The sequence below is a fragment of the Lacrimispora sp. genome (genome assembly GCF_032078915.1).
Taxonomy (GTDB): domain Bacteria; phylum Bacillota; class Clostridia; order Lachnospirales; family Lachnospiraceae; genus Lacrimispora.
On the sequence record NZ_DAMAUN010000057.1, the window covers coordinates 1 to 25,099 of the forward strand.

Sequence of the window (25,099 nt, forward strand, 5' to 3'; positions counted from 1 at the left end):
ATCAGATATGCGATTGCAGCAATTCCGTGGGCAAACCAGGCGGCAGCAATCATAAATATACAGCCTGCAAGGGATATGCTGGGCATAAGGATCCTGTTGAAAAAATTAAGCTCTTTTCCTTTTTTCATGAACATAATAAAAATAGGAATGTACAGGGCGTAAATTGTGATAATGGGTAATTCTGAAGAATCAAAGCTGAAGAACCCAAACCAATTGTCGGTTAAGTTTGCTCCATAAAAATAAAATAACCAGAGGCTACAAAGAAATAACCCCATAATTGCGGAATTAACAGGCATATTAGTCGCTGGATCCACCTGGCTGAAAACTCTGGGCTTAGGACCAAGACCCCTTGCAGCGATAGAATAAATTCCCCGTGTGCAGCCAAGCATCAGCCCGTTTAAGGTCCCCAGGCATGAAATGATGACGAATACAAATAAAAGGGAACCGCCTGCCGAGGTGAAAACTGTTTGGAATGCCAGCTTGGCACCGGTTTCACCGCCAGCCATCATCACCTCATTTTTAATCGTTCCGGCTAAACCGATATAATACAGGATGTAAACAGACATAGTAATAAAAGTACCTGCAATCAAAGCCAAAGGAAGATTTTTCTTTGCATTTTTTAATTCTGCGTTAATACAGGTTGCAATGATCCAGCCTTCGTAGGCAAAGCTTGCAGCGACAACAGCCGTAAATAACCCGTTGGTAGTGCTTTGGGACACGTAGTGGGTGAAATTATATATTGTCATACCGCTTCGAAGTCCTGCAAATGTTCCGACCACTGCCATTAAGAAGAGGGGAACCAATTTGATTACCGTAGTGCTTACCTGGAATTTTCCCGCCAAAACAGGAGATAAAGCATTCATTGTAAAGCTTGAAACCAGATAAAGGCAGGCTATGGTCATACATTCCCCGCCTGTAATGGAAAATCCGAAGATTACGCAGGTATACCGGGCGGAGACCCATGCAAGCACCGAGGTAATTGTGGGATAATAAATTGCTGCCATAAACCAGCCCACATAATAAGCATACTTTTTCCCCATGGTTGCTTCTGCGTAATCGACCACACCATTGATAAACTGATATTTGGTAGCCATAACTGAAAACGTGTAAGCGCAGGAAATCATTATGATCCCCCCGATCACCCACGCCAGGATGCCCTCCTTTAAATTACCGCCGGTTGCCGTAAGGATCTTTTCCGCCTTAAAAAACACACCGCTTCCGATGACAATGCCTACAACCATTGCGATGGCTGTAAAAAGGCCATATTTCTTTTCTAATTTCGGTTCCATAGTTTAACCAGTCCTATCATTCCATAGGATTCCTTTTTTATTATTCTTTCATCATCAAAGAAAATAAATGCCATACAACCAGATTTGATAACATTACGGCCCTATTTATTAATGAAGAAACTTTTTTTATTTTATCATAAAATTTAAGATAAAACAGCATAATTTTTTCTGTTTGAAGTTTATTTTTCATTAAGATAAAAAATTTCCAATAATGGAAAATAAAGGTACAACATAACGGCCGGGATTGACAGCATTGCAGGAGATAATGTATGATAAGTATCAAATATGGGGAAGTCTTTGAGCGCCAGAGGCGCAAAAAAAGAATAAAAGGAGAGAGGCTCATGGCAAAAATAAAGGAGTATACTCTGGAAAATATCAAAGAGATCTGTGAGTTTGGCAAGGCGATCTCATCACCTGTCCGGCTGGAGATCATAAAGCTGTTATATCAGGACAATTATTCAATCAGCCAGATCGCGGAAGCTCTTGATCTTCCCCAGTCCAGCGCTGCTTTCCATTTGAAGCTTCTTGAGGCGGCGGATTTGATCCGTATGGAAGAACAGCCGGGGAGCCATGGGACCATGAAGGTGTGCAGCAGGAAACAGGATTATGCCAATCTCTGCTTCCTGCCCAGAAGCAGTCAGATCAATGAGGTATTAAGCGTGGAAATGCCGGTGGGCGCATTTGTGGACTGCGGTATTTCTCCTACCTGCGGCTTATATACTCCTTCTGGAGTGGTGGGAATGGAGGATAAGGTATACAGCTTTTATCTGCCGGAACGAATGGATGCAGGTCTTTTGTGGACCTCCAAAGGCCATGTAGAATACCGGTTCCCCAATCTGCTTCCTTCAGGGAAACGGCCCGTGCGGCTGTCCTTCTCCATGGAGATATGCTCAGAAGCGCCTGGGTATGCGGAGGAATGGAAGTCCGACATTACCATGTGGATAAACGGTGTGGAGTGCGCCACCTGGTGCTGTCCTGGGGACTTCGGGTCCAGAAGGGGGAGATTTACGCCCTCCCTATGGCCCAATGGTTCTACCCAATACGGTCTTTTGGTAAAATGGGAGATCAAGGGAGACGGAAGCTATATAAATGGAGAGCGGGCCTCCAAAGTCAGAATCAATGACATCGGGCTGTCAGAGAACGCCTTTATCAGCATGACCATCGGAAATCGTAAGGATGCAAAATATGAGGGCGGCTTTAATCTTTTTGGTAAGACCTTCGGCGATTATGCCCAGGATATTATTATGGAAATCGAATATTGATGATATATGGGAATAGATAAAACAACCGCTTGGAAAATATGCATATTTTCCAGGCGGTTGTTTTTTCTTTGCCTTGCGCATGGGAGAAGAAAAGGATGTATTATAACAGGGATTCTATTTTTCTAAATGATAGAAATAAATTATAAAACAATAATGCTGTTGTAAAGAGATAAAATATACAAAATATAAAATAAAATAGAGAATAATATATTGACTAACACAACAAAAAGGTGTATTGTTGATTTATTGAAACAGTAATACTGTTGTTAGTCAAGCTTTTATTGGACAAAAAACGACAGGCTGTTTTATGGTTTGCGAGGTAACTAAACAAGACAAGGAGGTAATTATGAGAAAGGGCAAAAAATGGATGGCTGCATTAGGTGCAGCGGCACTGGTTATGGCGGCAATGTCAGGATGCGGAAGCAGCGCATCAACGCAGACAACTGCGGGTACCCAGGAGAGCAAGGAAACTTCCGGTGGAGAAACGTCAGCAGCAGCGGCGGAAGAAACAAAGAATGTTAATGACGACGGAACGGTCAACAATCCGGAGCAGGTGGCAGTGGATGCCAACAAGCTGGTCATGTGGTCTCTGTTCAGCGGCGGTGACGGCGGTTTCATGACCAAGATGATTGAGGATTACAACGGCACGAGCCCGACGAAACAGGTACAGTCCATCATGTTGGTATGGGCAGATTATTATACAAAGCTCCAGACAGCCGTTGCTGCAGGAAAAGGGCCGGATATCGGCATTTCCCACGCTTCCTCTCTTCCTCAGCTGGTGGAAGACGGTGTAGTACAGCCGATCACTTCCTATCTTGACGAGCTGGGGGTGGATTTAAGCCAGAATTATTCACAGGCCTCCATTGATGCCGTAACGTTTGACGGAGAAGTCTATGCGGTGCCTTTGGACACTCATGCAGAGATCATGTATTTCAACAAAGAGATATTGGATAAGGCCGGCGTGACCCTCACTGCGGCAGGGGCCGTTGATATTAAAAGCGTGGATGACTTCTATGCCGTTTGTGATAAGATCAAGGCCGTGATCCCGGAAGATGGCACCACCATCGCCATCACCAATAATGGAGATGACCCGTACCGTCTGTGGTGGGCAACCTATTTCCAGATGGGAGGAACCCCTATCGTCAGCGATGACGGGAAGAAGGTTACCCTTGATAAGGAAAAGGCAGTAAAAGCGGCGGAGTTTGTAAAGGGACTGTATGACAAGGGTTACGTAGCTGAAGGCATTGACGACCACCAGAAATTCTTCCAGACCGGAAAAGCGGGAATCTGCATCGGCGGGACCTGGGCGGTAGGTGCTTTTGAGCAGACGGATAACTTAAGCTTTGTACCCATGGCATTCCCCAAGCTTTTTGAAACCGATAACTGCTGGGCTGATTCCCATACCTTCATTCTTCCTACAAAGAATTCAAGGAATGAAGCCGACAGCAAAGCAGCGGTGGAATTCATGGTAGCAGCGTCCATGAAGGGCGGCGTGACCTGGGCAGGCTCCGGCCAGATCCCGGCATGCAAGGAGGTTCTTGCAAGTGACGCCTATAAGGCACTTCCATATAGAAGCAGCTACATGTCTGAGGTGGAGAAAGCAGTTCTTCCGGCAAAGGTATCTACCTTCAACGGAATGAAGAAAGGGATGATCGACAGCCTGGATACCATCTGGACAGGAAAGGGAGATGCTGCCTCCGGAATTGATGCCCTATATGATGAGCTTGAGTCAAACCTTCCGTAACTTTTAAGGAAACAGAGGGGGGAACCGTTCTCCCCTCTTTGTAAAAAGATTGCATGGTTAGGGAGGACAGTAATTTGAGCAGAAGCAGAAAATTAAGAGATATGGCTACAGGCCTGGGATTGTGCCTTCCCTTTTTGGCCTTATATACAGTTTTTACCATATGGCCGGTGATTCAGGGGCTGTATGTAAGTCTGCATAAGTGGTCTTTAATGGGTAAGGTAAAATTTGTAGGACTGGATAATTATACTAAATTTTTTTCGGATCAGAAGTTTGTTGACGCACTGGAACATACGATCATCTTTGTCATCCTTTCCGTACCTTTTCTGGTGATCATGGCTTTGATACTGGCGCTGTTTGCCAACAGGCCGGTGAAAATCAGGCGTGGGTTAAGGGTCGCATATTATCTTCCCAGTATTATATCCGTTTCGGTTGCGTCCTTTATTGCAAAATACATGTTTGCACCCTATATGGGCTTTGTAAACGGAGTTCTGCATCTGACCGGGATTTTAGGTCCGGGATCGGAAATCCAGTGGTTGATTGACACAAATCATGCATGGGCGGTAGTTACCATGATGACCGTATGGTGGACCGTAGGATTTTCCATGCTGTTATATTTATCGGCTCTGCAGGATATTTCGCCGGAGATTTACGAGGCAGCGGAAATCGACGGAGCGGCGAAATGGCAGCAGCTGTTTTCCATTGTTCTGCCCTTATTAAAGCCCACCACCTACTTAATCGTCATGCTGCAGATTATCGCCAGCTTCAAGGTGTTCGGCCAGATCCAGTTAATCACGGCAGGAGGGCCGGCAGGAAGTACAAAACCCTTGATTCAATATATTTATGAGACAGGATTTACGAAGAACAATATGGGCTATGCTGCGGCCATGTCCTATGTGCTGTTTGCCATTCTGGTAGTATGTACGCTTATCCAGAAGGCGGTTCAGAGGAAGGGGGAAAGGGAAGATGAAGCGTAAGAAAGTAAAAGCAGGGAGCGTAGCTTTGACTCTTTTATCCGCGGGGCTTGCCGTCATTTTTCTGGCACCTGTGATCTGGGCCTTTTTCGTATCCCTGCAGTATGAGGGGAAGCAGATCAAAAGCGTGGTCAGCTGGTTTACGCCTCCCTATACATTTCGGAATTATCTGGACTTAATCATCGGTTCCGATGTTGCCAAGTGGCTGTTGAATTCCGTGATCGTTGCAGTGCTTGTTACAGTTTTAACAGTCCTGTTTTCCGCCATGGCAGCCTATGCTCTGGCAAAAATTAAATTTATGGGGAGAAATAAGCTGTATATTTACTTTTTGTTAGGACTCATGGTGCCGGGGGAAGCGACCATTGTGCCGCTGTTTATTACTGCCAATGGATTAAAGCTGATTGATACATACGCAGGATTGCTTTTTCCGTCCGTTGCAGTATCCATGAATCTGATTATTATGGTGACGTTTTTTAAGGGGCTTCCGGATTCCCTCATAGAAGCCGCCAGGATCGACGGAGCCGGAGAGATTATGATTTTCGCCCGGATCATCATGCCCTTATCAAAGGCGGTGATTTCGACTATCAGCATTTTCGCATTTATCGGAAGCTGGAATAATTATCTGTGGCCTCTGCTCTGCGCCATGGACAGCAGTAAATTTACATTGCCTGTGGGTATTCCCATTTTTGCCGGAACCTATACCGTGGATTATGTGAAACCGATGACGGCCAATATGATCGCATCAATCCCTGCCATCATCATTTATCTGATATTTGAAAAACAGATCGTACAGGGAATCACGATGTCCGGCGTTAAGGGCTGAAGAGACAGGAAAGAGGAGAGGAGAATTATTACATGCTATGCTATCAAAAAGACTATCCAAGACCACAGTTTGTCCGTAGGGACTGGATCAATTTAAACGGCGTTTGGGACTTCGATTTTGATGATGATAATAAAGGAGAACTAAAATGCTGGTATGAGGGTTTCCATACGGAAAAAGAGATATGCGTACCCTTTACTTATGAAACAAAGAAAAGCAATATCCATGACGAAGGGGTGCACCATTATGTGTGGTATGGCCGCAGATTCCAGGCGGAGAAAGAAAAATTATCGGGAAATAAGCTGTTTCTGCACTTCGAGGGAAGTGACTTCCTGACAAAGGTATGGATCAATGGGCAGCTTGCCGGCATGCATGAAGGCGGATATTCCCGTTTTTCCTTTGATATCACAAACCTTGTAAAGGATGGGGAGAACCTTGTAGTCGTAAAAGCGGAGGATCATATGGATCCCCAGCAGCCAAGAGGAAAGCAGCGGTGGGTTTCTGAAAATTTTGGCTGCTGGTATGTGCAGACGACGGGAATCTGGAAGACCGTATGGATGGAGTATGTACCGGAAATCAGCTTAAGCTCGGTGAAAATGACGCCCAATTTACAGTCGGGCGGGCTTGAACTGGAATATATCGTGGACGGTCCAACTCCCCTTGACGGGAGAAGGCTGGAGGTTGAGGCAGCTGTCAGTTTTGGTGGCAGGTTTGTGACAAAGACACAGACCAGCATAGGGAAAAATCCCACAAAGGCTTTCATTGATCTGGAGGCAGCAGAGGCGGATAACCCATGGGGAATATGTACATGGACCCCAGCGGAGCCCTGGCTTTATGATATCTGCTTCCGTATCCGTTATGATGGAGAGGTGTGTGATGAGGCCTTGTCCTATTTTGGAATGCGTGAGATCAGGATCGACGGTCCGAACATTCTTTTAAACGGGACACCATTATATCAGAGACTGATCCTTGATCAGGGGTATTGGGAAGAATCCCATTTGACGCCGCCGGATGAGGAAGCGCTGATCGAAGATATCGATAAAATTCATGCCCTGGGGTACAACGGTTTGAGGAAGCATCAGAAGATAGAAGATGAAAGGTTTCTTTACTGGTGTGACGTTAAAGGGATGCTGGTCTGGAGTGAGGCGCCTGCCGCTTATGTTTATTCCGACCGCGCAGTGGAACTGTTTACAAGGGAATGGCTTGATATTGTTAAGCAGAATTATAATCATCCTTCCATTATTACATGGACTCCGTTAAATGAATCCTGGGGGATTCCCCGGGTCGAGACCAACAGGAGTGAGCAGCATTTTACCGAAGGGATTTATCACCTGACGAAAAGCATTGACAAAAACCGCCCGGTAATCGTAAATGATGGCTGGGAGCATACGGTTTCCGATATCATCACCCTTCACGATTATGAGGAGAAGGGTGAGGTGCTGGGGAAGCGTTATACAGAATACAAAGATGAGATTTTGGCGGCAGAGGTTTACCATTCCACCTCCAAATCAGCTTTTGCCAATGGCTTTTCTTACAAGGGACAGCCGGTGATGATCAGTGAGTTTGGCGGCATCGCATTTGACAGTGACAAAGAGGGCTGGGGGTATGGGAACAAGGTCAATACAAAAGAGGACTTCTTAAATAGGTTTGAGAGTATTACGACTGCCATTAAGGAGATCCCCTATGTATGCGGCTATTGCTACACCCAGGTCACGGATGTGCAGCAGGAAGTTAATGGATTAATGGATATCAGGAGAAACTTTAAGGTGGATCCTGAGAAGATAAAGGAAATTAATGAGAAGAGAGTGGCATTTTGGAGGGATGAACTCCGGTAGTATACGCCTCTTGTCAGAGTTTATTATTACTCATTTCTATTTATAAAAAACAGTCACTCCTGTAAGGGTATTTCCCCTTTTACAAGAGTGACTGCTGTTTTTTTATTGGAGATTCGCTTCTTTTATTTTGATGCTACAATAGACTGTACATACGAAAGCATTTCTTCTCTGGACTGTACCGTCTGAGTATGATCGATAATTTGCTGCTGCGCCTGGGTGGGTAAGGAGAAAAAATAATCCATTGCTTTATATTCTTCGAGCGCCAAACCAAGACCTACCGGCAATTCTACACCGCTTGTATAATTTCCCATCTTTAAACCTCTTTGCATTAAGATCTTTCCATTATCTGTTTTTCCTGCTCTTCAATCATCTTTTTAACCATATATCCATATTGATAAGATGTCATTTTGCTATAATCATTGCTTTTTATAGGGAAGCCGGTTTCTTCGGCAATTTCATACTTAAACCGGTCAAGAGCCTCCCTTGCTTCCGGAATTACATTTCTGTTTGGCATATAGAATCACCTCAATTCGTTTTATAAGTATTATGAGGTTTTGTTAGAAAAAATATTCAGAAGCATAATATAACCTCCCTTCCCGGCAGATACTGCCTGAAAGGGAGGTACAGAAAAAACTAAATAAAAAACCACCAGACAAGAATGGAAAGGCCGGCGCCGGATATGCAGCAGATCGCATCATTCATCGTATCCACAAGACCGGCAGGCTGAAGTGCCTTTTCAGATACATGGTTATTCGAAGTATGGATCTTTTGCCAGCGCTGTGCATTCCCATGAGTTATACAGTCACTTATATATTCGAGCACTTCCCATATCACATGAAGTGTTACGGAAAAAGTAAAACCAAATAACAGGATCACTAATTTTATAATGCCGGAGCCTGTACCGGCAAATGCAATTCCAAAGCCCACAAACCCAACGCCTGACAGAAAATGGATCGTCCGGTCCCACCATTTATATTTATCATAGAAACGGTACGAGCTGCCCAGGTATAATGCCATGAATAGGATGGTAAAATACACGAGGATGCTAAAGATATCTATTCTTATTTTAAATACGGCATTTAGAAGTTCCGGTAAAAAGGACAATGCGAATACTAAGATAACGGATTTCATTAGCTGAAATTCCCGTTTGAAAACATGATAAACTGCCAACGCAAATAAAGCGCACCGAAAAATAATCTCGCAGAGACTCAAAAAACTCATATGATCACCTCACGAGTTGAGTATGCGCAGCGGCTGAAAAATTATACGTTTTGGAAATATCAAGCCCTGTCTTTTAAAAACGGAATTCCTGTTCCACCAGCTTTTCCGCATATTCTTCCACGGATTTCTCAATTCTTCGATATGTCTCAAGGACTTCTTTGCCTTTTTCAGTTAAACGTGTTCCTCCCCGTTCATTTCCGCCCTTTTCAGAAATAACAACAGGAAATCCCAGTTCTTCTTCCAGAGTCCGAATCATTCGAATGGCTTTCGGATAGGAAATCCCCGTTTGTTCCGTTGCTTTTTTTATGGATTTACACAGTTCAATGGCATCTAACATTTCCTTTACGCCTTTGCCAATAAAAATTTTATCTTTACCGATTCTTAATCTTGTAACTACGCGCATGATTTATCACCTCAGATTTACTATACAAAGATTTTGGATTAGTGGCAAGTGGATTATGTATGAAAGAAAAAAATGTTGGCTATGCTTCTGCTTCCGTCAGGCTCTGTTGCAATGAAATGAGAGTGTTCTTTGTTAAAAGGTAAACCATAGCTTTGGCACACTGTCGTTTTCGCCATATTTATCATTCCTTGAGTAACTCATCAATCGTCAGCTTATATTGTCAATATAAGCTGACTTTATTATAGAGGAGTGCCATGTGGATTGTCAACGGCAATGCCTGACTCCATTCATGGGATTCATTCTGATGTCATGTTGTTAAGAAGGTGTTAAGATGGCGTTAAGATTATCGTTTCTCTATTCCTTTTATTGGCAATTTTCACTAAAATAGAGAAAGAAAAGGAGGGGTGATATATGAATGCCGTTATTATTTTATTGATTGTTGTTTATGCAATCATAGGTGGGTTGTCCACTCTGTATCTGCTTTTTAGCATGCCAGCTGTTATTATATGGAAGTTTTACAGGAAGTTTAAATATCACATATCCTTAATGAATTGAACGACGCATAAAATCCAAATTTTAAAGGGTGTCCCTGAACTATGGTTTTCATAGGAAGGGACACCCTTATGCGTTTCAAAATGCCGGATCTTGCGCCGAGGGATTATTTCATGACCCGGAATACAGAGACTTATGCCGGTCCTGGCAGACAGGTTATACATTGGTAAGCCTGCGAAACAGATTGTTTATATCCAGCTGGCCATATCCCCATATGTTATTTGGAAAAACATTAGCCCCTTCCCGCCGGGCCCCTCTTATAATCAGGCGGTTGACATCGTATCCGGTCATGGAAGTATAATTTCCTCTGGAAATGCCCCATTCCAGGATCATGGCAATGGCACCGGCCGTATGAGCGGCAGCAGCCCCTGTTCCTGTAATGGATCCATACTGATTCCTGGGGATGGCACAGGGAAGCTGGTAGCCTGGGGCCGCGATATCCGGTTTGACCAGCCCGCTTCTTGTATAGCCCCTGCTTGATTCTATGAGTATGCTGTCACTAAATTGGTTATAGGCAGTAACCGTCAGCTGATGGAGACCATTGCCGGGGGACGTTATCGTGGTATCCGGATTCGGGTTAAGAAAAAAGGTCTCATTTGAAAGAAGATCTCCGGAAGGCAGCCAGGAGTGAAAGGATATGGGCTCATTATCAATGCTTTGAATCCGGATGCTCCAGACTCCGGGAAGGGCATCCCTAAAACGCAGCAATATGAGCTGGTCACCGGTTTCCTCTTCAAATATAAAATTATTCACCCAGAGCACACTTGGGGTAAAAATGAAGTTAAACATTCTGCAGGAACCAATGGTGGGATAAATCAGCTGAGTGGATTCCCGGTTTGGCGTGGAAACATCAACAGCGAACCGTCCAAGAGCGTAAGGCCATATTTCCATGGAAAAAATTCTGTCACTTTCTCCAACTCTTAATTCAAAGTCATTGTAAAAGGGCGGCTCTGTAGTGTTGTTAAAGTAATGCCTGCGGTTATTTCCTTCATTCCCTGCTGAAACAGAAAGGCCGATACCGGGAAGTCTTCCCAGGTAGTTTAGGTAATTACTGAGTGCGCCGCTGCCGTCATGCCCTCCGCTGCTGCTGCCAAGGGCAATGCATATGACCACGGGACGGCTTACACTTTGCGCATAGGAATTTAAGTAGCGTATTCCAAGTATGATATCGGATTCCTGAAAGCAGAGGGTGTCATCAGGTACAAAAAAGATTTCCTTCAGATTTTGCTTTGCGTCTTTCAGCTTTACAACCACCAGTTCGGATTCCGGGACAATGCCGGAAAAGGTACCTTCGGCATTTGGTTTGCCGGCGATGACACTGGCAATAGACGTGCCGTGGCCGTTGGTGTCGACGGAAGGTACAATGGATAAGGGATTATCTGATCTCAGGGCCAGATTGATAATTTCCTTTCTATATTCAGAGCCAAATGTGAAACCCTCAGGAATAGGACCGCTCTGTATGGACTGGTCCCAGATGGAAAGGATTCTGGTGGTGTTATCATTATAAAGGAAAGCCTGGTGCTGGTAATCAATTCCGGTATCTATGACTCCAACGATGATTCCCTGCCCAAACAGGCCTAAAAAAGGATTTCTCTGTACGGTGCCGATTCCTGATTTTTCAATGCTGATAGTGGAAGTCGGCGTATAGAGAGTCGGAAAGCTGTTATAAGGATATACGCCCAGGTTGCAGGGATCTGAGTTTGTCTTAGGAATATGAACTAAAGAGTGCCTGAAATTCAGCGTAGTAATGTTATCCCCGGAAGCATACATGGGGATTGAAACATTGTTAATTATAAGGTCATAGTAGTCATTGTCCAGAACTTTTTCCAAATTTCAGCCTCCAGGTCTGATTCAAAAGGAGCATTTGTTTTATATTATGCAGCAGGAGTGCTATTATGAGCAGCATAGAGGTTTGTTTTATTCTGGTTCTGTTAAAGTTTTTGACAATGTGGCTGTCTATCCTGCCGATTGCCGGCGGCAGAATTTTCCCAGTATTCCATAAATAGCAGAACCCTTGCAGAAACGATTGACAAATATAGCAAAGCGGGTAATATAATATACATTAGATATTAAAATTATCGATCAACTAAGGGGGTATATTATTATGAAGTTATTTAGATGTACAGTATGTGGCTATGTTTATGAAGGGGAGAATGCACCGGAAAAATGTCCAAAGTGTAAAATGGGTGCTGAGAAATTTGAAGAGCTTAGTGAAGAAGATGCGGAGAAAATATATCGTTCTGACCGCACCAATGCCATTCATATGGAGATCATCACATTAGCAGAAAAAATCATCGCATTAAGCAAGGAAGGAATTGAGGATAATTTAGATCCTAAATGTGTATCCGCTTTCACTCAGGCAAAGGATGAAGCATGGGTAATTAAACAAAGATCAAAAACAGAACTTGCAGGACATATGAAATTGGGCAAATACTAATTGTGATAAACGTGTTTCAGCAAGAAATATTTAAATGTTTGTGAAAAACAAAAACACCGGGAAATCTTGTGTTTAAAAGGAAATCCGGTGTTTTTTGTTTTTTACGGGATACGGGTAGTGATGGGACTCTGTCGTTGCCTGATGTAATACTTCTGCAGTCCTGGCTTAATGTTATCTATATTCAAAACTATATATTGATAGTTCGCAGTTTTTTAGATAAAATCATACTGGAGCAAGCGTTTGAATTACTTATTAATTTTATGATGGGAGGAGCAGGTATGGTTTATTACTTCGATGAAGAGGTTCTGATAAGAACAATGATTGAAACAGATCCTAAAGTTATTTGCAAAGAAGAAATAGCACAAGGATGGCAGGCAAAAGAAGAAAAGTATTTGAAGAGGTTAGCGGATAACGCTGCCGGTAAATCCATTGCACTTGTTGCGGAGTACAAAGGTAACGTTGCTGGTTATATCAATGTATATATCAATGCTTTATGGGGCTCTTTTGCAAATATGGGATATTGTGAAATTGTTGATTTTGGTGTATTGGAAAAATACCGTTGCTGTGGAATAGGTTCTAAACTTATGGACGCTGCTGAAAAAGTTGCTTCAGAATATTCGGATACCGTTTATCTTGGTGTAGGCTTACACAGCGGATATGGAAGCGCTCAAAGAATGTATTATAAGCGTGGTTACATACCCGATGGCAAAGGTGTATGGTATAAGGATAAAATAGCAGAACCGCATGGAACTTATTGCAACGATGATGATTTAAATTTATATTTTAGCAAAAAATTAAGACAGCCATTATGAGCGTTATTCGGAGTCTGCAGAATTGAAAATTGATGGTTAGTAAGGATTATAAGGTACTCTGGTCGCAGCTATGTCATTTGGACATCCAGATGAATGTCCCAGGCCGCGGCCACGTAAAAGCATGGAAGATATAGTCGAGTGGAGAATTTAAATACAATTTAATAAAAAGATATCAAAGATAGTCACAGGACATGTCGAAGATTTATATCTTAATGGTGTAAAGGTTTAAATGACTACGACATAATAATCCATAGTGATTTGTTCATACTGTGCCTCCTTTTTGAAAACGCCTGTCGGAATTTGTACGATGGGCGTTTTCTGATTAACTTATTATATAGAAAGTGACACTTATCCACAATGTTGTGGAAATAATTGTGGATTAACTGTTAATGTCTGAAAATACGACATAAAACTGCAAGTTATTACAGGGTTTTAGTCATTATTATACAAAGATCGAAGGGTGATATGGGTGGAAAACAATGAAAACCTAATCAAACAGGATCCCCTCACCGGTTGAAGTATGCCCAATGGAATTGTAAAGCTTACGAAAAACTGCTATAATCCACGAAAAACAAAAGTACCGGACAGCCTTGTATTAGCAAAACCGTATCCTTGCAAAGTCCATATAGGTGATATATAATTATAGTATCAATATAAAGAGATTTTGATGATTTCATTGATATTAATTAACTGATTTAGGGTCTTGATGAACAAAGGGCAGCGAGGAGACTAGGGTGAATAAGAGACAGCTAAAGAAAAATATTAAAAAGGATAAATTAAATTCATGTAAGAATGGTTTTCCAGTAAGCACAATTTACCAAGTAAGCGGAAAACGTGATGAAAGTGGTATTCTATATTTATATGAAATAAGGATGGTTCCAATGTTTGGACTTAAAAGGTTTTACGGAGGAGCAGATGTGATAAATAAAGGTTGTGATAGCGTATCGTTATACTAGAAAGACAATTATACAGGTCGAAGGCAGTTGATCGATATATGGCTTTATCATTCATAATTCGCCTCATCAGAAAACAACTGTCGATTTCTTGGCAATGGGTCTGGTGAGATGAAAAAAATTATTGGAGGAACATATGAAGAATAAGAATCTGATATTGGCAATATTAGGGGCAATTTTCATTATCGGCATAGCAATACTGATTGGCAGTACTGAGCTGGGAGCTAATAATATGTCAGGCATTATGCAAATGAATGGTGGTAGCATGGATACGAATATATACTTGATCTATTTAGAGCAGTCAATTATAAAGTTTAGATTTTTAGGCTCAATATTATCAATGCTTGGTGGTTTAGGGATAATTAGTCTGATCAGTAGTACCCTTTACGAGACTCCCTTTAATACTTTGAATCAATAGTATAATAAAACCAATATCAGGATAGTTACTACCAGATCCAAGAGATGCGAAGACCTCAAATTCATTTGCATTTGACGTGCCTTGATACGAAACACTGCCCTTTACCCGAGTATCTAAGTTATCAAAATTGCAATTTGGTAGATGAGCAGGCAAATTACTGATTGATTTAAGAAAGTAATGATATAGTTAAAACGATTTCGTTATGGTATTATAATATTATTGCTGATATTAAATTACTTTATAAGGGGGTTACGAATAGATGGCTATTTTAAGTGTTGTGAATATAATCATCTTACTCTTGGTCATTGCTGGTATAGGAGTAGGCATATATGCGTTATATCTGTTAATAAAAGCATTAAAAATATACATTAAAAAGAATTCATGATAGTTCAATAAGAGTACCAGCTAACTACATTTAGCTGGTACTTTTATTATGGAACTAAGGAATGGGAAGGCATCCGATCACTATTTATAAAACTAAATAAACATATAGGCAGGTATCCGGTATTCCGGGCCTGCCATTTTCATGAGTGAATTGTATCATTTTCCAGTGAATTTCGAGTGATATCGTGTTGTATCTATGGGTATTTGCATGTCTTATACAGCAAATAACTGTAAATTCAAGTATTCAAAAACCCTGGTATTTACAAGGCATTCTTGTATTTACTAGGGTTTTAAAATAGTGGAAGTAATGGGGCTCGAACCCATGACCTTTCGCGTGTGAGGCGAACGCTCATCCCAGCTGAGCTATACTTCCATCACATGGAGATAGCGAGACTCGAACTCGTGACCTATGCGTTGCGAACGCATCGCTCTCCCAGCTGAGCTATATCCCCATGTTTAAATTATAGCACGAAGATTCTGAATTACAAGTATTTTTTATACAAATGAGACAAAAATTACCATATTTTTTACTCGGCTTCAATTTTAAAGAATGATGTTGGTCTGGCAGCCTTCCAGCCAGTTTTTGATGTTGTCAAAGACAATTTTTGCCCGGGCATCCATGGATTGCACTGATGCAAAAGCCATGTGTGGGGTAACGATGGTATTCTTGCTTTTAAGAAGTGGATGATCCAGATCAAGGGGAGGCTCTGTTTCAAAAACATCAATTCCGGCACCGGAAAGGTAACCGTTATTTAACGCTCCAGCCAAGGCAGCGGAATCTACCACAGGCCCTCTTGCGGCATTTATTAGGTATGCGCCCTTTTTCATTTTAGCAATGGTGTCCCGGTTTATTAAATGGCGGGATTCATCGTTTAAAGGACAATGGAGGCTTACAATGTCAGAACGGGATAATAACTCGTCAAGGGATACGAACTCAATAAATGAAGGCTCGTCCCCAGCCAGGTGTCGTTTGTATCCCAGTACCTTGCAGCCAAAGGCGGAACAGAGTTCGGCAGTTCTTGTACCGATAGCGCGGGCGCCTATGATTCCTACGGTTTTACCCATAATTTCGCAGCCTACCAGGCCATCTTTGGTTTTCCCCTCTCTGCACCGGGCTTCCACCTGGGGAACTATTGCGAAGCAGGGAGAGCATGAGGCAGATCGTAAGCTCTGCCACGGCCTCTGTGGAGTATCCGGCTGCATTGCTGACTTTGATCCCTTTCGTTTTTGCTGCTTCCAGGTCTACGTGATCAACCCCTGTAAATGCAACATCAATGAATTTTAAATGCTCTCAGGCAGATATAACCTGCCCGGAAAGAGGCATATTGGCAATCATGATGACATCTGCCAGTTTGGCCCGTTGGATCTGGACTTTAAGGTCCGTATCCTTCGGATAAGAGGTGAAGCAGTGGCCGGCTTCCGTCAGCGGTTTTACGTATTATTCAAAAGGCTGTCCGGAATGCCCAGGGATTCTAATAATACGATATTCACAGGTATCACTCCAATCATTGCATAAAATTACAGGGCCGCTGTAAGCGGGTCCTGCATTTCCTATTATAGCACTGAGTGAAGGATTAAAAAAGATGGGATTTATTATGCGGTTTCAGGTTCCATGTTATCCTTTCGCCGCAGGGGACTGGCAGGAAGAACTAATAGATTCACTTATTCATAAGAAGTGGAAAAATGAAATAGAAGATGATAAAATGTAAAAAAATGAAGAAGCGGCGGCTGCCTTGAGTATTGGAAAAAAAGATGCATTATTAGAAGATTAAGGAGGAAATGTCATGAAAATAGTTGTGTTAGATGGGTATACGGAAAATCCGGGAGATTTAAGCTGGAGCGGATTTGAGGCGTTAGGGGAACTGACTGTTTATGACAGGACTCCTTTAGAGACCATTATAGAACGGATCGGTGATGCAGAGGCTGTTATCGTAAACAAAACTCCCATAAGTGCTGAAGTACTGGACGCCTGTCCTGGCATTCGCTATGTGGGGGTCCTGGCAACCGGATATAATGTAGTAGACGTGAAAGCTGCGAAGGAAAAGGGAGTAACGGTTACCAATATCCCGGCTTACGGTACGGCATCGGTGGCACAGTTTGCATTTGCACTTCTCCTTGAAATCTGTCATCATGTGACTCATCACAGCAATGCGGTGTATGAGGGGCGCTGGGAAAATAATGCGGACTGGTGCTTCTGGGATTATCCTCTTATTGAGCTGGCAGGCAAGACAGCGGGGATCATTGGTTTTGGAAAAATCGGCCAGGCGACTGGTGCCATTGCCAAGGCTATGAATATGAGGGTTCTTGCCTATGGCGGGCAAGAATCAGAGTCAGGACGTGCCATTGCCGACTATGTAAAACTGGACGAACTGCTTGCTTCCTCCGATGTGATTTTTCTTCACTGCCCCTTGTTTCCGGAAACGGAGGGTATCATTAATAAAGATACCATTGCCAAAATGAAAGATGGAGTCATCCTTATTAATAACAGTCGCGGCCCCTTGATCGTCGAGCAGGATCTTGCGGAGGCATTAAATACCGGTAAAGTATATGCCGCAGGATTAGACGTAGTTTCTTCCGAGCCGATCCGGGGCGACAATCCGTTACTGACTGCTAAAAACTGTCTGATTCCCCCCCATATCAGTTGGGCGCCGAAAGAGAGCCGTGAGCGGTTGATGAGCATAGCATCCGAAAATCTGCGTGCTTTTCTTGAAAAAGCACCGGTGAATGTGGTGAATCCCTGACTCTCTGTTGAATCGGCGTTATTTAACGGTGGACTGGTAAATTGACCGGCAGCCTGCTATGCAGGCTGCCGGTATTTTATCCTGCTATCTCAGCCAGTCTATTTATTATGGGCAGATGTTGTGTGCACAGCTTCTCGCATTTGCCGCATTTGATGCAGTCTCCGGCTAAGTCTTTTGATATCTGCCAGTGACCCTTCAGGCGATCATACATATCATTTCCCAGCAGCTTCATGTTATAGGCATCCATGAATTTGGGGATATCGATGTCTTTTGGACAGTGCTTGCAGTAAGCGCAGCCGGTGCAGAGGTCGTTGCTGATCATGCCCTTATTTTCATATTCTTCATAGATTTCAGCAGCGGGGCGCTCGGCTAAGTTTTCCACGGCTTTTACGGCATCATCGACATGTTCTTTTGTGGTGCAGCCTGCGAGAGTGATTGTAATCTCTTTATGGGATGCCACAAAGTTTAAGGCTGCCTGTGCCACGGTAAGGTCTGTTCCTTCTGTCAGATAACGGAATGTATCTGGATTTCCCGGTATAAGACCGCCTCCTAAGGGATTCATGACTACGACGCCCATGCCATTGTCATAGGCGGCTTTGATGCCGGTCTGGCGGAAACGGTAGTTGAGAGCATTGTATCCAATGAGCATTCCCTTAAATAGATTGGAAGCCACGGCAGTTTCAAGCTCGTCACCCTGCATATGGGATGAAAACACGATATTGCGGATCAGCCCTTCTGATTTGGCTTTTTCAAAGAAAGAATAAAGGATTTCCACCTGATTGGAAAATGAATCCAGATTCAATACGCACCACAGATGATAAAAATCAAGATAATCCACCTTTAGCCGGCTTAATGTGGTTTCCAGTCTCCTTCGATAATCTGCTTCTGTGTAGCTGCCGCCTACAGTGCCTAAGTTGGTCTTTGAAGAAATATAGTAACTGTCTCTGGGCAGCTGCGACAGGGCGATACCTGTGATGATCTCGCTCTTATCGTCACAGTAATAAGGAGCAGTATCAAAGTAGTTGATGCCTTTTTCATGGGCATACAGAGCAACTTCCGCGCATTTTTCAAGATTACCTGATTTGACATCATCAGAGTCATACCGCATACAGCCCATGCCGATGGCGGAGACTTTCATGCCGGTGTTTCCATACTGTTTGTAATACATATAATACCTCCAGGTTTCGTTCAGAATGAGTGTTAAAGATAACCGAGTGATTTTAAGTGTATATTTAATCCCGTTTCAAGGGGGGTATCAGGCAGCCTTACTCCCGCCTCCCGCAGGGCAGACAGATCATAGATCCGATGGCACAGATGACCGCTGTACTCCGGGTGATCTTCAAGGTATCCTGTCAGCGGGATATCCTTAATGTTCAAGTCCCTGTCAAGAAGCTGCCCAATGATCTCATAATATCTGCGGTTTTCCACTGCCTTTGGTCCACCGATACAGAAAATACGGTTAAAAGCGCCCTGCCTGTCTGCGCAGTCGAGCATGGAGTTTGCCAGATCGTCCACAAATATGGGCTGTGTGAGATAGATTCCGCCGCCAACAAGAGATAGAGGCTCCCGGTCCAGGATGAGCTGGGGCAATTCCTTCTGCCTGCTGTGCTCCGGGTAACACCCTATGAGAAAACCAGGTCCGTAAATATGCCCGGGGCGGAACAGTGTAACCGCTAAGGAGGTGTTAAAGCTGTTGATAAAGATATGTTCCATGCGGCGTTTGTTGCCTGCATACGTGAGTGCTTCGGGTTCGCCTTCTTCCTCGATGAAATATCCGTCTTCATTCTGCGGTGTGTCTTTTCTTAAGGGATCATACACGGAATCCGTGGAAATCACTACCAGGCGCTTTGTTATTCCGGGAAATACATTTAAATCCTGCAAGGCATGTCGTTCGTTCATACAAATGCAGTCAAAGACGATGTCCCAGGTTGTATCCGCTTCTAAAATGGTTTTCCGGAAATTTTCAGTATCGTTTCGGTCGGCTTTTAAAAGATGGATCCCGTCACCTAAGGGCCGCTGTCCTCTGGTAACCGCCCAAACTTCATATTCATCTTTTGCAAGTGCAGCCAGACGGCCGCTTAAGCCTCCGCTTCCTCCGATAATCAGTGCTTTCTTCGTCATACGGAATCTCCTCCTTATTTGAATATCTCTATCTGTTTCTTCCTCTCCGGCGGCAGCAGCTTTGAAGGCGGGATGCCCTTTTTTTCTTTAAATAGTTTTGAGAAATAATAAATATCAGAAAATCCGCTTTGCAGAGCTGCATCGCCTACGTTGGCCTCACCGCTCCTCAGTATGTTTTCCGCATGATTTAACCGCAGTGATATCAGGTACTGTTTAAATGTCATACCCAGCGCTTTTTTAAACAGATTTCCGTAGTATACCGGATGGATATGGAACAGACTGGCCATGGTATCGATGCTTACATCTTCTGCAAAATGAGTGCTCATATAACGGATGCTGTTGATGATGCGGATGTCTTTGCTGCTGATCCGGTTTTCATTGAAAAGGAGATCCAGTATATGGTATAGAATCAGACACATGCTGGCCCGCACCTTTAATTTGTAACCGAACTCACGCTTCAGCCATTCTTCGTGGATCTCATGAAAGCATGATATGAGCTGGGGGACATTGCCTATATGGCTGATGAGGTCAATGGGCAGGGTGATATCGTTGCCTTTTTGATCTGTGAGGAAGAGGTTTGTGGAGTAACATTCCATCAGATCCTCCGGTACACTGACCGCCGCCCTGTGGGTGCCCTTGGGTATGCAGATCAGATCACCTTTCCGGACGATATATTCTGTCCCGTCTATGAAATATCTGGCTTTTCCCGCTATGACATATGTGATGTCGATGAAAGATATGTAATCCGGATCGATCTTCCAACTCGCAGTACATTTTCTGTGAATGTAGTAGTGCAGATCGGGAATCATGTTATCAAAATTCACTTCCATAAGCTGCGCCTCCCATTTATTTTTGTGACTTTTTTAGAAAAAATAAAGTGGCTGTTACTGATGCAGGATTTTTTAGTATATTTAGTATATCTTGTCCGGTAAAAATGTGCAATAGAGAATACAAAGTAAAAAAGATATTTAAAAATTACAAATGGTATTTTAATATTACATTCACATAATTGGAGGATATGGCTAAAATGTAAAGCAGAATAAACGTTTATTTAATCAAAATGCTGACAGACCCAATGAAACTGTTATAAGAAAGGAATTATTATGGTAGGTATCATCGGAACGGGCGTTATTGCAGAAACTCATCTTAAGGCATACCTTGCACTTCCGGACAGATGCCAGGTGGCTGCGCTTTGCGATATCTTTCCCGGGAAAGCGCAAAGTCTGAAAGAGAAGTATGGTCTGGATGCAGCGGAGGTCTATGGGGATTATAACGAGATGCTTAAAAGACCGGATATCGATCTTGTAAGTGTATGCACCCCGCCGTTCACCCATTTGCCTGTTTCCATAGCATGTATGCGGGCAGGGAAGCATGTACTGGTGGAAAAACCCATGGCCTTGTCTCTGGCGGAATGCGACGAAATGATAGAGGTCCAAAAGGAGACTGGCACTTATCTGGGAGTCGTATGCCAGAACCGTTTCACGAAAGATAATCAGATACTAAAGACACTGATTGAGAGTAACATTGCAGGCAGAGTGCTCTTTGGCCAGGTGGAGTCATTCTGGTACCGCGGTCACAGTTATTATGATCTTTGGTGGAGAGGCACCTGGGAGAAGGAAGGCGGGGGCTGTGTGATGAATCACGGCGTACACCAGATAGACTTACTTAACTGGATCATGGGCCCTCCTGAGACTGTGACGGCTGTTCTCACAAATGCTGCACATGATAATGCGGAGACAGAAGATCTGTCAGCTGCAATACTCACCTATAAAAGCGGAGCAGTAGTAACCTTTGCAGTAAACCTGGTGACACATGGCCAGTATCAAAGACTTGCCTTCCAGTGTGAAAAAGCGGGTATCTCATCCCCCTATCAGGTCACGAGCAGCCGTTCTACAGACACGGGATTTCCCGTAGACGACCCGGATACCGCAGCAGAGCTTGAGAAGGTGCGGGAATCAATTCCAGAGTCGGATAGGACGACGCATGAGGCACAGATCGAGCGGGCGATCCGTTTTATAGAAAATGGTGAGAACCATCCGGAAGACAGTGCAGACGGCCGCCTGGCTCTTGAAGTCATTACGGCGATCTATCAGTCCGGATTTACGAAATCGACGGTCCGTTTGCCTTTGGACAGGGACAGTCTTCTGTATGATAAAAACGGAATAATTGAAAACGGAAAGAATTTCCTCGCAGCGAATCAGAACGCTGGCAGCGGAAATCAGGAGGAACTGAATTGATGACAAAAACAAGGGATCTGTGCTGGCTGAAAAGGAAAGTACATCAGCCGGATATATCCGGTTATCATATCAAAGATAAAAAAGACAGCATTGTAATGAAAACCATAGAGAGAGAGCTGCTACTGCTGTTTGAAGGTGCAGAACCATCGGATGAACCGGGATCTTCTTTGGTGTTATCACTGGCAGGTGATGACGGCAATGATGGATATGAGATAGGAAGGACAGAGACAGGCTACGAAATAACAGCATCTACGGAGACAGGTCTTCTTTATGGAGTATTCAGTCTGCACCGTATTCTGATCACAAAAGGTACGCTTCCCTTTAAGAGCAGACCGGATCAGAACATACGCATGATCAATCACTGGGACAATTTCGACGGTTCCATTGAACGAGGTTATGCGGGAGAGTCAATTTATTATGATAGTAACAATTTTAGAGGAGATATGGAGATCGTCCGCTCTTATGCAAGAATGCTTGCAAGTACAGGGATCAATGCCATATCAATCAACAATGTAAACGTACATAAAAAAGAGACCTTCTTCATAAAGGGCGGGAATTTAAAAGAAATCAGAAAGATAGCTGATGTGTTTGGCGAATACGGAATCAGGACATTTCTTGCCATCAACTTTGCAGCTCCCATCGTGGTAGGCGGGCTTGACACAGCGGATCCTCTTGTGCCGGAAGTTGCTGCATGGTGGGAGAAAGTGACAGCTGACATATACAAAGAGATTCCCCAGTTTGGCGGTTTCATCGTGAAAGCAGACTCTGAGGGGGAGCCGGGTCCATTTACCTATAACAGGACCCACGAAGATGGCGCGAATATGCTGGCACGGGCGATAAAACCCTTAGGAGGCATCATTATCTGGCGGTGTTTTGTATACAACTGCGGGCAGGACTGGAGAGACAGAACCCTTGACCGCGCCATGGCTGCTTATGATATATTTATGGAGCACGACGGCAGGTTCGAGGACAATGTTATCCTTCAGATTAAAAATGGTCCCATTGATTTTCAGATCAGAGAGCCTAATTCTCCATTATTTGGAGCACTTAAAAAGACAAATCAAATACTGGAATTCCAGATCACCCAGGAATACACAGGACATCAGGTCGATATTTGCTATCTGATCCCCATGTGGAAGGAAACTTTGGATTTTGACACCCGCTATGGGAAAGATGCTTATATCAGGAATGAGATCAAAAAGAACTCCCCGGATCCCAAACGGTCAGGAATAGCGGCGGTCGGAAGTGTGGGCATGGATACAAACTGGACAGGCAACAAGCTGGCTCAGGCCAATCTCTATGGATACGGCAGGCTTGTATGGGACAACTCACTCAGTTCTGAAGCCATAGCCGGAGAATGGGTAAATTTAACCTTTGATCTTCCCCAGGATGAGGCTGCAAAGATCATGGAGATCCTTACCACTTCCAGAGGTGTTTATGAAGATTATACCTGTCCTCTGGCAGTTGGATTTATGTGCAAACCGACGATACACTACGGAGTGGACATAGACGGATATGAATATGACAGATGGGGGACCTATCATTATGCAGACCGCAACGGCGTAGGAAGAGAACGCTCGGTCGCGGGCGGTACCGGATATACGAGGCAGTACTCCGATGACAGATTCAGAGAATATGAAGATTTATCTACCTGTCCGGATGAGCTTTTGCTGTTTTTCCATCATGTGCCGTATACCCATGTCCTCCGCTCGGGAAAGACTGTTATACAGCATATATATGACACACATTTTGCGGGAGTGGAGAAAGTAGAGCAGTACGAGGGTGTTTGGGAGAGCCTGGAACCGCTCTTAGATGAAGAATGCTATAGGAATGTGAGAGACCGTCTAAAGAAACAAAAAGAAAATGCAATCAATTGGCGGGATCAGATCAATACCTATTTCTATCGTAAGTCAGGAATTCCTGATACCCATGGCAGAAAGATCTATGATTAAAATATCATCTGTATTATGTATTATCAGGCACCGTAAATATTGGCGGTATAGGGTTTCGCAGACCCTGCAAATAAAAAAGAAAAGGAAGGAATTAGTATTATGAAAAAATGGAAGAAACGTTCAGCCGTACTTGCAGCAGTTTTAACCGCAACAGTCAGCTTCACCGGATGCGGAAGCAACGGAGGAAACTCTGCACCGGCTACTACGGTGGCATCAGGCAACGGCGGAGAGGCAAAGTCAGATGCGGCACCGGCTGGTGAACTGGCCAAGCTAAGCTTTTCCTGGTGGGGCAATGATGACCGCCATCAGGCGACTCAGGAGGCCATTGACGCATTTAACGCGGCTCATGCAGGCGCGATCGAAGTGACAGGCGAGCCTTCCGGCTTCGGTAACCTGGAAGAGACTTTTGCTACCCGTTATGCGGGTGGTACGGAAGCCGATATCATGACTGTCAATTATCCGTGGCTTATCAAATACAGTCCGGACGGCACTGGTTTCTATGATTTAGACAAGGTTGCGGATATCATTGACTTTTCACAGTATGATGCAGGATTTTTAGAGACAGGAAAGACCGGCGGTGTGATGCAGGCCATTCCTTACGGGCAGAATACTCTGGGCGTCTATTTGAACAAATCCGCATTTGAGAGAGCTGGTATCAATGAAATTCCGACTACATTCGAAGCCTACAAGGAAGCGGCCAAGGCCATTACGGCGCAGAATCCAAACGCTTATCTGATCGTAAGCCCGACCTTCCGTTTTGCGGCCGTTTATTATCTGCAGCAGAAGACCGGTAAGGGTGAATTCGATGAAAATCTGAATATGAATTACACGGTAGAGGACTACAAGGAAGCCATGACCTGGTACAAAGAACTGGCAGATCTTCATGTATTCTGCTCCAGACAGGATTACCTTGAAAATGTAGGAAATGATCCAGTATCCATTGCTCA

22 protein-coding genes, 2 tRNA genes and 2 pseudogenes are annotated in these 25,099 nt (G+C 43.8%); 13 read left to right on the forward strand and 13 right to left on the reverse strand.

The annotated features are described in order from the left end of the window. The coding region (locus RT269_RS19790; protein WP_313185183.1) for an APC family permease at nt 1-1,289 on the reverse strand (1,289 nt) is incomplete at its 3' end. Nucleotides 1,290-1,558: 269 nt separating this feature from the next. Between RT269_RS19790 and RT269_RS19795 the strand changes: the two genes are divergently transcribed. The 5 genes from RT269_RS19795 to RT269_RS19815 all read left to right on the forward strand — a co-directional run bounded on the left by RT269_RS19795 (nt 1,559) and on the right by RT269_RS19815 (nt 7,921). Further along, nucleotides 1,559-2,551, forward strand: coding sequence for an ArsR/SmtB family transcription factor (locus RT269_RS19795; protein WP_313185184.1), 993 nt, complete (start codon nt 1,559-1,561; stop codon nt 2,549-2,551). Between the two features lie 346 nt (nt 2,552-2,897). Then, a complete protein-coding gene (locus tag RT269_RS19800; RefSeq protein ID WP_313185185.1) occupies nt 2,898-4,295 on the forward strand; it encodes an extracellular solute-binding protein in 1,398 nt (465 codons plus the stop codon). 74 nt (nt 4,296-4,369) lie between these two features. Beyond that, nucleotides 4,370-5,269 carry a carbohydrate ABC transporter permease gene (locus tag RT269_RS19805; RefSeq protein ID WP_313185187.1) on the forward strand — a complete coding sequence of 300 codons (900 nt, stop codon included), beginning with the start codon at nt 4,370-4,372 and terminating at the stop codon, nt 5,267-5,269. Next, on the forward strand, nt 5,259-6,089 hold the full coding sequence (locus tag RT269_RS19810; protein WP_313185189.1) for a carbohydrate ABC transporter permease: 831 nt from the start codon (nt 5,259-5,261) through the stop codon (nt 6,087-6,089). Before RT269_RS19805 ends, RT269_RS19810 begins: the two co-directional genes overlap by 11 nt. 32 nt (nt 6,090-6,121) lie before the next feature. Next, nucleotides 6,122-7,921: a glycoside hydrolase family 2 protein gene (locus RT269_RS19815; RefSeq protein WP_313185191.1), complete on the forward strand. Its 1,800-nt coding sequence runs from the start codon at nt 6,122-6,124 to the stop codon at nt 7,919-7,921. Between the two features lie 122 nt (nt 7,922-8,043). Here the strand turns inward: RT269_RS19815 and RT269_RS19820 are convergent, their stop codons facing one another. The 5 genes from RT269_RS19820 to RT269_RS19840 form a co-directional block, all read right to left on the reverse strand. Further along, the gene (locus tag RT269_RS19820) at nt 8,044-8,232 is read right to left on the reverse strand and encodes a hypothetical protein (RefSeq protein WP_313185192.1); all 189 of its coding nucleotides are present in this window, start codon (nt 8,230-8,232) and stop codon (nt 8,044-8,046) included. A 17-nt stretch (nt 8,233-8,249) separates the two neighbouring features. Further along, the gene (locus tag RT269_RS19825) at nt 8,250-8,435 is read right to left on the reverse strand and encodes an alpha/beta-type small acid-soluble spore protein (RefSeq protein WP_025232395.1); all 186 of its coding nucleotides are present in this window, start codon (nt 8,433-8,435) and stop codon (nt 8,250-8,252) included. A gap of 119 nt (nt 8,436-8,554) precedes the next feature. Next, nucleotides 8,555-9,142 (reverse strand): hypothetical protein, encoded by a 588-nt coding sequence (locus tag RT269_RS19830; RefSeq protein ID WP_313185194.1) that lies wholly within the window; start codon nt 9,140-9,142, stop codon nt 8,555-8,557. A 73-nt stretch (nt 9,143-9,215) separates the two neighbouring features. Beyond that, on the reverse strand, nt 9,216-9,545 hold the full coding sequence (locus RT269_RS19835) for a winged helix-turn-helix domain-containing protein (protein ID WP_313185195.1): 330 nt from the start codon (nt 9,543-9,545) through the stop codon (nt 9,216-9,218). A gap of 708 nt (nt 9,546-10,253) precedes the next feature. Further along, nucleotides 10,254-11,927 (reverse strand): S8 family peptidase, encoded by a 1,674-nt coding sequence (locus tag RT269_RS19840; RefSeq protein ID WP_313185197.1) that lies wholly within the window; start codon nt 11,925-11,927, stop codon nt 10,254-10,256. 274 nt (nt 11,928-12,201) lie between these two features. On the opposite strand from RT269_RS19840, the pseudogene RT269_RS30255 reads away from it, so the two are divergent. From RT269_RS30255 to RT269_RS19860, 4 genes and pseudogenes are all read left to right on the forward strand, one after another. Continuing rightward, nucleotides 12,202-12,330, forward strand: a pseudogene (locus RT269_RS30255) (rubredoxin-like domain-containing protein); the annotation flags it as partial. A gap of 272 nt (nt 12,331-12,602) precedes the next feature. Then, the gene (locus tag RT269_RS19850; RefSeq protein ID WP_313185199.1) at nt 12,603-13,346 is read left to right on the forward strand and encodes a GNAT family N-acetyltransferase; all 744 of its coding nucleotides are present in this window, start codon (nt 12,603-12,605) and stop codon (nt 13,344-13,346) included. A gap of 734 nt (nt 13,347-14,080) precedes the next feature. Further along, nucleotides 14,081-14,302 carry a hypothetical protein gene (locus RT269_RS19855; protein ID WP_313185200.1) on the forward strand — a complete coding sequence of 74 codons (222 nt, stop codon included), beginning with the start codon at nt 14,081-14,083 and terminating at the stop codon, nt 14,300-14,302. Between the two features lie 133 nt (nt 14,303-14,435). After that, nucleotides 14,436-14,717 (forward strand): hypothetical protein, encoded by a 282-nt coding sequence (locus tag RT269_RS19860; RefSeq protein WP_313185201.1) that lies wholly within the window; start codon nt 14,436-14,438, stop codon nt 14,715-14,717. Between the two features lie 683 nt (nt 14,718-15,400). On the opposite strand, the gene RT269_RS19865 is transcribed toward RT269_RS19860, so the two are convergent. The 4 genes from RT269_RS19865 to RT269_RS30260 form a co-directional block, all read right to left on the reverse strand. Beyond that, nucleotides 15,401-15,474: transfer RNA gene (locus tag RT269_RS19865), tRNA-Val, on the reverse strand. 6 nt (nt 15,475-15,480) lie between these two features. Next, nucleotides 15,481-15,553, reverse strand: a tRNA-Ala gene (locus RT269_RS19870). Nucleotides 15,554-15,644: 91 nt separating this feature from the next. Then, the gene (locus RT269_RS19875) at nt 15,645-16,223 is read right to left on the reverse strand and encodes an NAD(P)-dependent oxidoreductase (protein ID WP_313185236.1); all 579 of its coding nucleotides are present in this window, start codon (nt 16,221-16,223) and stop codon (nt 15,645-15,647) included. Then, nucleotides 16,159-16,377 (reverse strand): hypothetical protein, encoded by a 219-nt coding sequence (locus RT269_RS30260; RefSeq protein ID WP_313185238.1) that lies wholly within the window; start codon nt 16,375-16,377, stop codon nt 16,159-16,161. The genes RT269_RS19875 and RT269_RS30260 overlap by 65 nt, the downstream gene beginning before the upstream one ends. A 508-nt stretch (nt 16,378-16,885) precedes the next feature. Here RT269_RS30260 and RT269_RS19885 point away from each other — a divergent pair. After that, nucleotides 16,886-17,842, forward strand: coding sequence for a D-2-hydroxyacid dehydrogenase (locus tag RT269_RS19885; RefSeq protein WP_313185203.1), 957 nt, complete (start codon nt 16,886-16,888; stop codon nt 17,840-17,842). A gap of 76 nt (nt 17,843-17,918) precedes the next feature. Here RT269_RS19885 and RT269_RS19890 read toward each other — a convergent pair whose 3' ends face one another. Genes RT269_RS19890 through RT269_RS19900 form a run of 3 tightly spaced genes read right to left on the reverse strand, consistent with a single transcriptional unit; the run spans nt 17,919 to nt 20,793 of the window. Continuing rightward, on the reverse strand, nt 17,919-19,010 hold the full coding sequence (locus RT269_RS19890) for an aldo/keto reductase (protein WP_313185205.1): 1,092 nt from the start codon (nt 19,008-19,010) through the stop codon (nt 17,919-17,921). A 32-nt stretch (nt 19,011-19,042) separates the two neighbouring features. Next, on the reverse strand, nt 19,043-19,963 hold the full coding sequence (locus RT269_RS19895) for an NAD-dependent epimerase/dehydratase family protein (protein WP_313185207.1): 921 nt from the start codon (nt 19,961-19,963) through the stop codon (nt 19,043-19,045). Nucleotides 19,964-19,977: 14 nt separating this feature from the next. Next, complete coding sequence (locus RT269_RS19900) at nt 19,978-20,793, reverse strand: helix-turn-helix transcriptional regulator (RefSeq protein ID WP_313185209.1); 816 nt, start codon at nt 20,791-20,793, stop codon at nt 19,978-19,980. Between the two features lie 273 nt (nt 20,794-21,066). On the opposite strand from RT269_RS19900, the gene RT269_RS19905 reads away from it, so the two are divergent. The 3 genes and pseudogenes from RT269_RS19905 to RT269_RS19915 form a co-directional block, all read left to right on the forward strand. Further along, nucleotides 21,067-22,200 carry a Gfo/Idh/MocA family protein gene (locus RT269_RS19905; RefSeq protein WP_313185210.1) on the forward strand — a complete coding sequence of 378 codons (1,134 nt, stop codon included), beginning with the start codon at nt 21,067-21,069 and terminating at the stop codon, nt 22,198-22,200. Next, nucleotides 22,200-24,152, forward strand: a complete 1,953-nt coding sequence (locus RT269_RS19910) for an alpha-glucuronidase (RefSeq protein ID WP_313185211.1) — start codon at nt 22,200-22,202, stop codon at nt 24,150-24,152. Before RT269_RS19905 ends, RT269_RS19910 begins: the two co-directional genes overlap by 1 nt. 99 nt (nt 24,153-24,251) lie before the next feature. Next, a pseudogene (locus tag RT269_RS19915) lies at nt 24,252-25,099 on the forward strand (extracellular solute-binding protein); the annotation flags it as partial.

Bases quoted from the DNA above. Each gene is read 5' to 3' on its own strand.
- RT269_RS19795 (WP_313185184.1), top strand. From the start codon at position 1,559: ATGATAAGTATCAAATATGGGGAAGTCTTTGAGCGCCAGAGGCGCAAA.
- RT269_RS19800 (WP_313185185.1), top strand. From the start codon at position 2,898: ATGAGAAAGGGCAAAAAATGGATGGCTGCATTAGGTGCAGCGGCACTG.
- RT269_RS19810 (WP_313185189.1), top strand. From the start codon at position 5,259: ATGAAGCGTAAGAAAGTAAAAGCAGGGAGCGTAGCTTTGACTCTTTTA.
- RT269_RS19815 (WP_313185191.1), top strand. From the start codon at position 6,122: ATGCTATGCTATCAAAAAGACTATCCAAGACCACAGTTTGTCCGTAGG.
- RT269_RS19820 (WP_313185192.1), bottom strand. From the start codon at position 8,232: ATGGGAAATTATACAAGCGGTGTAGAATTGCCGGTAGGTCTTGGTTTG.
- RT269_RS19825 (WP_025232395.1), bottom strand. From the start codon at position 8,435: ATGCCAAACAGAAATGTAATTCCGGAAGCAAGGGAGGCTCTTGACCGG.
- RT269_RS19830 (WP_313185194.1), bottom strand. From the start codon at position 9,142: ATGAGTTTTTTGAGTCTCTGCGAGATTATTTTTCGGTGCGCTTTATTT.
- RT269_RS19835 (WP_313185195.1), bottom strand. From the start codon at position 9,545: ATGCGCGTAGTTACAAGATTAAGAATCGGTAAAGATAAAATTTTTATT.
- RT269_RS19860 (WP_313185201.1), top strand. From the start codon at position 14,436: ATGAAGAATAAGAATCTGATATTGGCAATATTAGGGGCAATTTTCATT.
- RT269_RS19885 (WP_313185203.1), top strand. From the start codon at position 16,886: ATGAAAATAGTTGTGTTAGATGGGTATACGGAAAATCCGGGAGATTTA.
- RT269_RS19890 (WP_313185205.1), bottom strand. From the start codon at position 19,010: ATGTATTACAAACAGTATGGAAACACCGGCATGAAAGTCTCCGCCATC.
- RT269_RS19895 (WP_313185207.1), bottom strand. From the start codon at position 19,963: ATGACGAAGAAAGCACTGATTATCGGAGGAAGCGGAGGCTTAAGCGGC.
- RT269_RS19900 (WP_313185209.1), bottom strand. From the start codon at position 20,793: ATGGAAGTGAATTTTGATAACATGATTCCCGATCTGCACTACTACATT.
- RT269_RS19905 (WP_313185210.1), top strand. From the start codon at position 21,067: ATGGTAGGTATCATCGGAACGGGCGTTATTGCAGAAACTCATCTTAAG.
- RT269_RS19910 (WP_313185211.1), top strand. From the start codon at position 22,200: ATGACAAAAACAAGGGATCTGTGCTGGCTGAAAAGGAAAGTACATCAG.